The sequence below is a fragment of the Psychrobacter sp. ASPA161_9 genome, assembly GCF_051970275.1.
Classification (GTDB): Bacteria; Pseudomonadota; Gammaproteobacteria; order Pseudomonadales; family Moraxellaceae; genus Psychrobacter.
Genome location: NZ_JBEFNI010000001.1, coordinates 170,479 through 181,414 on the forward strand (window position 1 = coordinate 170,479; position 10,936 = coordinate 181,414).

The window sequence follows — 10,936 nt, forward strand, 5'->3', positions numbered from 1 at the left end:
AAATGGCTACCTTATGTCAGCTTTTATTTGAGGCACGCAAGCGTGGATTTTGCTTAGCGATAACATCTTCTATGTTGGTAGGTGCCATATTGAATAATTCAGCAAAACTATTGATCATACCAAGGGCTAAAGCGAGCCTGATTATATTATCTAATGTACCGCCTTGCCCTGATTCAATACGAGCTACGGTGCTGACACCGATTCCAGACCTCTCAGCTAAAGTTGCTTGAGTTAAGTTTAATGACAACCGCTGCGCTTTTAAGCGTTCACCTAAAGTCTTGGCAATCTCACTTGGAGTATAAAAATCGAACCTTACATTCATAATTTAATCAATCATATAAGAGTGTTAAATCACTATTTTAACATTTAACGATTCAAATATGAATGCTTGTTTTTCTAAAATAAATGATTATGAGAAAAATACTTGATTTCTTCAAGAGCGGCCATAGCGTTAGGACAATATGGTTTCTTCAGCATAGCCCAGTATTGTAGCTACGCGTATCACGTCATCAAGCAACATCATTTTAACGGCTCAATGAGCGGCAAAAACAACTGCTTTGACAATGCGCCAATAGAGAATTTCTGGGGCATGTTGAGGAATGAGCTTATGTATCACCAAGACTATAAAAAAAGGTTTACAGCGATCAACGAGATTACACAATATATCGAGCTTGAGTACAATGAGGGGCGATTAGCAAAGCACTGCTTTGCAGCGACGCAAGACAAGAGCTATGCTCGCAGTGGGACTAGGATTCAAAAGGGTTTGGGTTATAAGTCACCAAGATAAGTGTGGTCTAACTTTTACCGTCAGGCTGCGTAACTAAAATCTCCCAAGTTTGACTGTACGGATTTGACGGCAGGGGTCATTTTCAAACTACAATACAAATCTGTAAATTTACCCTGCGTAAGTAAAATATTTATTCGCTTATTTGTATCAGTACCAGTAAAATGCGAGACTGTTTTCTACACTAGTTTATGAGTAACCAATGATACGTTTAACTGAAATTAAATTGCCATTAAATCATGCACCTGAAGATCTAACTACTGCTATAATGACAAAACTTAAAATTTCTGCTGAGCAAATGGCTTCGTTTGTGATGTTTAAACGTGGTTATGATGCTCGTAATAAAAGAAATATCCAATTAATTTATACGCTAGACATCACACTTACCGACTTGGATTTAACCAATGATTTACTGGTTCAATTTGAGTCAGACAACCATGTTAAAGCAACACCAGACACAAGTTATAACTATGTTGGCCAAGCGCCAGAGGATTTAACTGAGCGTCCTGTTGTTATTGGTTTTGGTCCTTGTGGTTTATTGGCAGGACTCACCCTTGCCCAAATGGGTTTTAAACCTATTATCATTGAACGCGGTAATGAAGTAAGACAACGCACCAAAGACACCTTTGGCTTTTGGCGTCAGCGTAAATTAAACACAGAATCAAACGTACAATTCGGTGAAGGTGGAGCAGGTACCTTTTCCGACGGTAAATTATATAGCCAAGTGAAAGATCCAAATCATTATGGCCGTAAAGTAATGACAGAATTTGTTAAAGCCGGCGCACCAGAGGAAATTTTATTTGTTAGTAAACCGCACATAGGTACTTATAAGTTAGTCAGCATGGTAGAAAAAATGCGTGCCGAGATCATAGAACTCGGTGGTGAAGTCCGTTTTGCTACTCGCGTAGATGACTTGCATATAACTGACTCAAAAGTAACTGGTGTGACACTTAATAGTGGCGAAACCTTAAAAACTAACCATGTTGTTCTTGCTGTTGGTCATAGCGCCCGAGACACTTTTGAAATGATCCATGAAAAAGGCGTGTATATTGAAGCAAAACCTTTCTCAATTGGCTTTAGGATTGAACATAAACAGTCAACCATAGACCAAGCACGCTTTGGTGACAATGCTGGAAACGAAATACTAGGTGCTGCGGATTACAAACTGGTTCATCACTGTAAAAATGGTCGTTCTGTTTATAGCTTTTGTATGTGTCCAGGCGGCACAGTAGTGGCAGCAACATCAGAAGAAGGCCGTGTTGTCACTAACGGCATGAGCCAATATTCAAGAAACGAACGTAACGCCAATAGTGCTATTGTTGTAGGCATCGACCCAGAGCGAGATTACCCAAACCACCCTCTTGCTGGTATCGACTTACAAAGACAACTAGAAACCTTAGCGTTTGAATTAGGCGGCAAAGACTACAATGCACCAGCGCAAACCATTGGCGACTTCTTAAAAGGTAAACCAAATTCAGAATTAGGTGATGTTAACCCGTCTTACACACCGGGCATTACCTTAACCGACTTAAGCAAAGCACTACCCGATTTTGCCGTAGATGCCATACGTGAGGCCATTCCAGCGTTTAATAAAAAAATCCAAGGATTTTCATCTGACGACGGTTTACTAACTGGCGTAGAAACCAGAACATCGTCACCAATAAGTATTAAACGCAATAAAGAATTCCAAAGCATTAATACCAAAGGCTTATTCCCTGCAGGCGAAGGTGCTGGCTACGCAGGTGGAATATTATCAGCAGGGATTGATGGCATTAAAGTGGCCGAAGCTGTGGCGAAATCGATGTTGAAGATAGATTAAGAGCGGCTTTAGGCAAACCACAATATTAAACCTCTTACCTAGATAAAAATATGCGATCGAAAAAGCCTTTCAAGCTATGAAGTATAAAGCTTGAAAGGCTTTTTTGTGTTTTTAGGGTGGTGGACTACTCTTGTTGACCTATGCTGTCAAACCTGTAGACATTCACTTGGTAGATTTTAGTTATGCAGCCTGATGCTGAAAGCTAAACCACATCTTTCTTGGCAATAGATAACCTAAACCCTTTTGAATTCTAGTCTCACTGCGAGCACAGCTCTTGCCTTGCGTCGCTGCAAAGCAGTGCTTTGCTAATCGCTCCTCATGTAGTACAGCTCAAACCCCGATTTTCACAAAGACACCTGACAAATCTTATTATTAGCAATTTGTGGTGTAAGACTTATATAAGTAGGCTTAGATAAATTATCAATATAGTGTGTTCATATTTTGGTTAGTGATTAGGGACACGCCCTAGTAATCCTTTTTATGTAGCTGTAACCCGTATTAGTGCCAACCAATGATATGAAAGTAAAGATATTAAATAGTTCTGACCGAATTACTAACTTATTAATACAAGAAGCTTTATGTCCTTACTATGCAAGTTTAAAGTGCGGCCTGTCAGAATTCAAAATATGACCTTAAGTCGTCAATAAATAAAGGCTTTATTGGTTTGATCAATGAAAATACTGCAAGTAGAAAAATTCATGAATTGGATTTCACCTTTTGAAACCTTTGCAAAAACTCTGTAAATGTAACTATTTCCTAAAATAATACAATGAGCGATAAATTAGATAACAACATCTGGTTCTGAGTCTTTAAGGTGGTTGATGACTATAACCACGAGGTGTTAGGTATTAATATTAGTATGAATATACTGTTGTTAAGAGTGATTCGTTACCTTAATCAATTAGCCGAGTGGCGTTGCTATCCACAACAAATTCGCTTAGATAACGTCAGTGCTTTTACGTTACATCTCTTTAGTAACTGGACAGCTAAGATAGCTAAAGGACATAAGGAATAAGTAGTTGTGCTAAATTCTTACATAAGTAACAGTACATAGGGTATATTGGACATATAAGATAGATTAATCTCTGATTTAGTGGGGAGTTAATAATGTCTGATATAAGTTCAAACATATCGTTGCCAAAAGGTGGAGGCGCTATAGCTGGCTTGGGGGAGACCTTCTCACCAGATCTTTTTACCGGAACGGGTAACTTCTCAGTACCCATCGACATTCCTCCAGGCCGGAATGGCTTTCAACCTCAACTAATCCTTGTTTACAGCACTGGTAATGGTATCAGTCCCTTTGGCTTAGGGTGGCAGCTCACTATTCCGGGTGTTAGCAGAAAAACGAGCAAAGGTATTCCTCGTTATTTGGGTGAAGATACTTTCATTCTCTCAGGTGCTGAAGACCTTGTTCCCATTCAAAAAGATAAGGGCGTTACTCAATATAGACCTCGTACTGAAGGGCTATTTGCCAAAATATTTAGACATTTAGATGCAAACAATGATTATTGGCAAGTGCGTAGCAAAGAAGGGTTAACCAGTTATTATGGAAATGAAAAATCAAGAAAATCTGATGTTGCGACTATTGCAGACCCACAAAATAACAATAATATTTTTGTATGGAAATTAACTAATACTGTAGACACATTTGGTAATCAAATACGCTATAAGTATTTTGATGACTCTGATGAAGATTATACTCAAAGCTACTTGCATGAGATTCTTTACCTAAATTATGGGGAAGACTCTAATAATAAAAATCCGAAATTTCTCATAACCATTCGTTTCAGTTATGAAGATTTGCCAGAACAAAAAAGTATTTATCCCTCATCAGATCATCGGGCAGGCTTTGAGGTTCGCACCGCTAAACGCTGCTCTTCGATAGAAATTTACAGCAATCCCGATGCACTACCTCAAGATAAGCTCACAACAAGCCAACTCATCCGAAGTTACCATCTCAAGTACATAGATCAATTAAGTCTAGATAAACAACAAGCCCAAAAAATAAAACCTCCGCAAAACGGTCTTTCTTATCTTCATCAAATTGAAGTCGTAGGACATGACAACGACAAAACAGAAGTATTACCTGCACCTCAATTTAGTTATAGCACTTTTGATCCTGAACAACGAAAGTTCACGCCCTTAGATGATACAAATCTACCCACACAATCTCTATCAGATCCTGACCTAGAACTGGTCGACTTATTTGGCAATGGTTTACCAGACCTATTAGAAACGAAAGGTGTAATCCGTTATTGGCGCAACCTTGGCGATGGTAACTTTGATACGCCACGCATAATGAAAGAAGCGCCTATAGGCTTTAATCTTTCTACTGCTGGCGTACAATTATTAGATGCTAATGGTGATGGTAGACCTGATTTGATGGTCAGTAACCACCAAATGAATGGCTATTTCTCCAGTGAAGCCGGTGCATTATGGGATCGTCATTCGTTCCAACCCTATCGCTCAGCACCTTCTTTTAGCTTACAAGATTTGCAAGTAAAACTCATTGACCTTAATGGTAATGGTGTTACCGATGCCCTGCGAAGCGGCAGTCGTTTTGAGCTGTTCTATAACGATTCTGATAAAGGCTGGTCAATCACTCAGCAAGTTTCGCGCAAAGCGCTAAAATATTTCCCGAATGTCAGTTTCACAGACCCACGCGTTAAGTGGGCTGATATGTCTGGTGATGGATTAACCGATATTGTGATGGTTCATGATGGCAATATCGAATACTGGCCATACCAAGGTTATGGAAAATGGGGGAGGCGTGTGCATATGCATAACAGCCCTCGGTTGCCCTATGGTTACGACTTGCAACGACTCTATCTTGACGACATCGACGGTAGTGGCAATGCAGATCTGATTTATGTAGACGATTACAAAGTAACACTTTGGCTTAATCAGGCAGGAAAAGGTTGGAGTGATCCAATAATTATTAATGGAACGCCACCTGTCACTAGTCCTACAGCAATTAGATTGGTTGATTTATATGGGAGCGGTGTGAGTGGCTTATTGTGGACAGATAATAAGAATGGAACAGGTCACCATTATTATTATCTTGATTTTACGGGTGGCGTAAAGCCTTATTTACTCAATGAGATGGATAATCAGCTTGGTGCTTTAACTCGTGTGTACTATGAGTCCTCTATTCGTTTTTATCTTGAGGATGAAAAGCGGGTCGATACCCGTTGGCAGAGCACCTTACCATTCCCTGTTCAGGTGGTGAGCCGGGTAGAATCAATTGATTTTATCTCCCAAAGCAAACTGATCACTGAATACAGCTATCACCACGGCTATTGGGATGGTAAAGAGAGAGAGTTCCGTGGTTTTGGCCGCGTTGACCAACGGGATACGGAAAGTTTTGATAATTACCACCAATATACTACCGACAGCCAACTATCCTTTCTTGATATTGATTACACCTACTTTTCAGCGCCCACAGAAACGCGTAACTGGTTTCATCAAGGCCCTGTGCGTAAAAAAGAGGGACACTGGAGTAGCTCTGATTTTAGACACGAATATTGGGCAGGGGATCCTAGGCAACTAGACGGACTATACGATCAAGAAAGCTTTCTAAAAACGTTACAACCACAAGACAGACGTGATGCTATACGTACCCTGAGAGGGACTTTACTGCGCTCAGAGACTTATGCACTGGATGGCAGCGTAAGAGAAGCCATTCCTTACACCGTTTCAGAATCTGCCTTTGAGCTTAAGGAAATAGCGGTTCCTACCCAAGTTGAGTCCAATAGACAACGCATATATTTTCCTTTCTCTGTAGCCAGTCGAACCACACAGTGGGAGCGCGGTGATGAGCCGATGACCCAATTTAGCTTCACTAGCGATTACGATGATTATGGTCAACCGCAAAGAAGCTGGCAAGTCGCCTGTCCAAAAGGCTGGATAGATAAGTTTAGTCAGACAGAAAATTACCTTGCTACCTTTGCTCAAAGCTCTTTTGCACAACGTGATGACGAGCATGTTTATATCGTAGACCGACTCGCAGAATCTAAGCGTTATGAGTTATTAATGCCAACGCCGCAGACCCTTCTCCAAATTAAACAGGCCGTTGAGAACGAACAGATTAATAAACAGCTAATCGGTCATTCTCTTAATTTTTATGATGGTAATAAATATACCGGCTTGGCATTGGGGGAAATTGGTGAACATGGCGTACTTTCACGTAGTGAATCCTTGGTATTAACGCAAGAGATTCTTAATCATATTTATGATAATCAAATACCCGATGTTTTTGCCAAAAATGGACAGCCTAATTGGTCTAGTGAATATCCGCAACAATTTGTCGATAGCCTGCCTGTGGATAGCTCTCATGATGCGACACGTCCAGACCTAGCTATTACACCGCTTGCATATGGCTTTGCCGATGGATTAACGCCACCCTATACCCATGGTTACTACGCAGCTGGGCAGCGTCAGGAAATAAACGCCCGTGGCATGGTGACCACTAGTGTCAATCCTTTCGGGAGTGAATCGCATATTGAATATGATCAATATGACTTTTTTCCTATCAAGGCAACTAACCCTAGAGGGCTTACTATTCAGGCAGAGTATGATTACCGTACTTTGCAAATTGCCTTAATGATTGATGCCAATGGTAATCAAAGCCAAGCAAGCTATTCACCGTTGGGAATGTTACAAAGCATACAAGTTAACGCTAAAGCAGGGGAAAATATCGGCGACCGAGTAGAACAACCTAGCATACGGTATCGATATGATTTTAATGCTTTTGTTGATAGTCAAAAACAGGGGCAAAACCCACAACCAGTGTATGTGCACACCCTGCAGCGGACTGGACATGCATGGCAGTTAATTGATGAAGAGAACGACAAAAGAGCGGCAGCAAATCTAGCAGAAATGACAGAATCAGAAATCACTGATTTTTTCGATAACGAAGAAGATAAATACCCCGAACGCTTTATACAAATACGTGAGTATAGTGATGGTTTTGGTAGACAGATACAAACACGTGTACAAGCGGCCGAAACTCGTTTTGGCGATAATAATTTCGGTCATAGCGGATTACCTGCCAATCAATCCGATGAACAAATAACAAAGCAGATAGTAACGGGCACAGTAAATAGAGCCAAATCACAACCTAATGTCATTGTTAGTGGCTGGCAAACCTTTAATAATAAAGGCAGTGTAGTAGAGCAATACGAACCTTTTTATCATGTAGGTTGGGATTATTTAGATAGAAACGAGCATCAAGCTCAAAATGACAAACACGGCAAAGCCGCCAAAATGTTCTATGACCCTAGAGGTCAAGTGATTCGCACCCTTAATCCAGATGGCTCAGAACAGCGAGTGATTTACGGTATTCCTAAACGATTAGACAGTCCGGAAGACTTCATTCCCAGCCCTTGGCAAGCTTATACTTATGATGCCAATGATAATGCAGGGCGAACCCATTTTAACGAAAGTCAGAACTATCAAAACCACTGGGATACGCCAGCACATATTGAACTAGATGCCTTAGGCAGAACCATCAAAGTAGTAGAACGATTAAAAAGTAGTAATGACCCAGTTGATTGGATAGTTACAAAATCGCGTTACGATATTTTGGGCAATCTACTGGAAGTGACCGATGCATTGGGTCGTATTGCATTCAAATACAGCTATTCACTTATACCAGAATCGTCGCCGCTGCGTATCGACAGTATCGATGCTGGAATACGTCAAATAATAACCGACGCTGTAGGGCAAGAAGTTGAACGTAGAGATAGCAAAGGCTCACTGGTCTTACAAAGTTACGATTCGCTGCTGCGTCCGAAATACTTCTGGGCGCGTAATACCGAGCAAGGAGATATTACCCTGCGCCAGCGTAATCACTATGGGGATGATAACGTAGCTGATTTTGATGTCGCTAAGATAAGTAACACTTTAGGGCAATTAACCAAACACTATGATGAAGCCGGTAGCGTGAGTACGTCAGGTTTTGACTTTAAAGGTAATCCGCTAGATAGCACCCGACAAGTCATTGCTGAACAGCATCTTCTAAGCCCTTATGATAGCGCTGCCAATAATAACTGGGACATAAAGCCCTTCCAGGTAAATTGGCAAGCACCAGCTGGCACTAGTGAACAAGACTACGCAACCAGTCTATTAAACCCCTTTCAATACACCAGTAGCTCACGTTTTGATGCGCTCAACCGTGCAACAGAGATTGTCTATCCAGAAGATGTGACAGGCAAACGCGCCAAACTAATCCCATATTACAATCGCTCAGGCGCCCTAGAAAGTGTGGCGCTGGATAATGAGACTTATGTAGAACGCATTGTCTATAATGCCAAAGGGCAGAGAATTTTGATTGCCTATGGTAATGGCGCTCTAACCCGTTATAGCTATGATGATAATACTTTTCGCTTAAATCGTTTGCGCACGGAGCACTTCGATGTAAATATTCATGCATCAAATTCCTCGGCCTATAAACCAACAGGTAAAGTGCTACAAGACTTTGCTTACCAATATGACCTCAATGGCAATATTCTAAAAATAGCAGATCGCTCACCTGAATGTGGCGTGCATAATCCAGCCCTAAACATCGACAAGCTCGATAGAATCTTTCAATATGATCCGTTATCAAGACTAACCTCTGCAACGGGTAGAGAAAGTGATAGGTCATTATCTACCCCAGACGGCCCTGAATTACCCCACCATAATGACGTTACAAAAACGCGTGCTTATATCCAAACCTACCAGTATGACAAAATGGGCAATATGCAATTATTGAAGCATACCCATGTCACTAATAGAGGTAATGTAGTTAGCAACAGAGACTTTACTGTTGAAGCGAATAATAACCGACTTGAGCAAGTCAATTTTAGCGGAATGGAATTTTCTTATGTTTATGATGTCAATGGCAATATGATAAGCGAAGGATTAGCTCGTCATTTTGAATGGAATCATAGTGATCAGCTGACAGTGTTTAGAACCCAAACAGGCTATAGTGAGCCCAGCATCCATGCCCAGTATCTATATGATGCTTCAGGGCTGCGTGTGATGAAACTGGTACGCAAACAAGGTGGTGGCTGGGAAAGCCGAGTTTATATCGGTGAGCTGTTTGAGCATTTTCGCTGGGATAATTCAGGCGCTAGCCCAAAAGAGAATAATGTCTTGCATATCATGGATAATCAACAGCGGATTGCATTAGTGAGAAGAGGAGACGCTCATCAAAACGATGCTGGGCCAGCCGTACAATTTCATCTAAGCGATCATTTGGGAAGCAGTAATCTGGTACTGGATGATGCTGGGGAAATGATAAATCGGGAAGAGCATTATCCCTACGGTGAAACCAGCTTTGGTAGTTTTGCTCGCAAGCGCTATCGGTTTACTGGTAAAGAGCGGGATGAGGAGAGTGGTTTAAATTATCATAGGGCAAGGTATTATTCAGTTTCAACAGTTAGGTGGATTTCTTGTGATCCTATTGGGCTTGCGGGTGGGATTAATTTGTTTTCGTATGCAAGTTCTAACCCAAATAATCGTGTTGATCTTAATGGGATGGATGATAAAGAAAAGGTATATATTGATTTGTTAGAAGTAACAGCAGGAGATATTTTAGAAAAAGCAATAGATACAGTAGCTAATGGCACTCCATTACGTTTTCAGGATGGTGTTATTGCACATTACATAATTGGATCAATAATGGAGTACTCGCACGGGGCTACTGCAGATAAAGGACTTAAACATATATACGAAAATATCACACCATCACATTCTATAGAACCTTCTTATGATGCTGATGACCCACACACATCTTTTAATCAGGATTTTCGTTTGCGTCCAGATATTTATATAGGACCTAAAAAAAACGGTAGTGATACCTTAGGCGAGGAGGGAGAAGTCTTTGAAATTAAGCCAGCGAATGATATCGAGGGTGCAAGAAATCAAGCAAATGAATATGTTACTGCTTTGGACAAGATTGGGTTTCCAGCAAAGTTGGGTGAAAGCTTGCCTAGCAATCATATATATCAGATAACACTGCCAAAAAGAATGCTGTCTTTTTGGTCTCCCGAACCTGGGGTTATTTTATACAAATGGAGTAAAATAAAAGTTAATACACAGAAAGCTCCTGTAAAACAACCACAAGAAGTCCCTGAGGCTGTTAAAAAAATTGGAATAGTAACTGCTTTCACTGCTGCTGCAGCAAAAGCCCTTGATTTAATAAAAAATGCTCCTAAGTTAACTTTTCCTGTGCCGTCAATGCCGTCAATGCCGTTAATTTTTAATCCAAGAATTCTAGAAAATATGATAAATAACGGGAGAGATCCAGATATTACATAAGCGTATAAAGAAACAAAAGTTTAAAAAAA

At 40.7% G+C, this 10,936-nt stretch carries 3 protein-coding genes and 1 pseudogene; 3 read left to right on the forward strand and 1 reads right to left on the reverse strand.

What is annotated here, in order from left to right; all coding sequences use genetic code 11:
• Positions 1-16: 16 nt before the first annotated feature.
• Complete coding sequence (locus ACTQ9S_RS00690; protein ID WP_440453265.1) at positions 17-322, reverse strand: helix-turn-helix domain-containing protein; 306 nt, start codon at positions 320-322, stop codon at positions 17-19.
• 156 nt (positions 323-478) lie between these two features.
• Here ACTQ9S_RS00690 and ACTQ9S_RS00695 point away from each other — a divergent pair.
• The 3 genes and pseudogenes from ACTQ9S_RS00695 to ACTQ9S_RS00705 form a co-directional block, all read left to right on the forward strand.
• A pseudogene (locus ACTQ9S_RS00695) lies at positions 479-787 on the forward strand (IS3 family transposase); the annotation flags it as partial.
• 310 nt (positions 788-1,097) lie between these two features.
• A complete protein-coding gene (locus ACTQ9S_RS00700) occupies positions 1,098-2,603 on the forward strand; it encodes an NAD(P)/FAD-dependent oxidoreductase (RefSeq protein WP_440453668.1) in 1,506 nt (501 codons plus the stop codon).
• A gap of 1,107 nt (positions 2,604-3,710) precedes the next feature.
• Positions 3,711-10,907 (forward strand): SpvB/TcaC N-terminal domain-containing protein, encoded by a 7,197-nt coding sequence (locus ACTQ9S_RS00705; protein ID WP_440453267.1) that lies wholly within the window; start codon positions 3,711-3,713, stop codon positions 10,905-10,907.
• Positions 10,908-10,936 lie beyond the last annotated feature (29 nt).

Bases quoted from the DNA above. Each gene is read 5' to 3' on its own strand.
- ACTQ9S_RS00690 (WP_440453265.1), bottom strand. From the start codon at position 322: ATGAATGTAAGGTTCGATTTTTATACTCCAAGTGAGATTGCCAAGACT.
- ACTQ9S_RS00700 (WP_440453668.1), top strand. From the start codon at position 1,098: ATGTTTAAACGTGGTTATGATGCTCGTAATAAAAGAAATATCCAATTA.
- ACTQ9S_RS00705 (WP_440453267.1), top strand. From the start codon at position 3,711: ATGTCTGATATAAGTTCAAACATATCGTTGCCAAAAGGTGGAGGCGCT.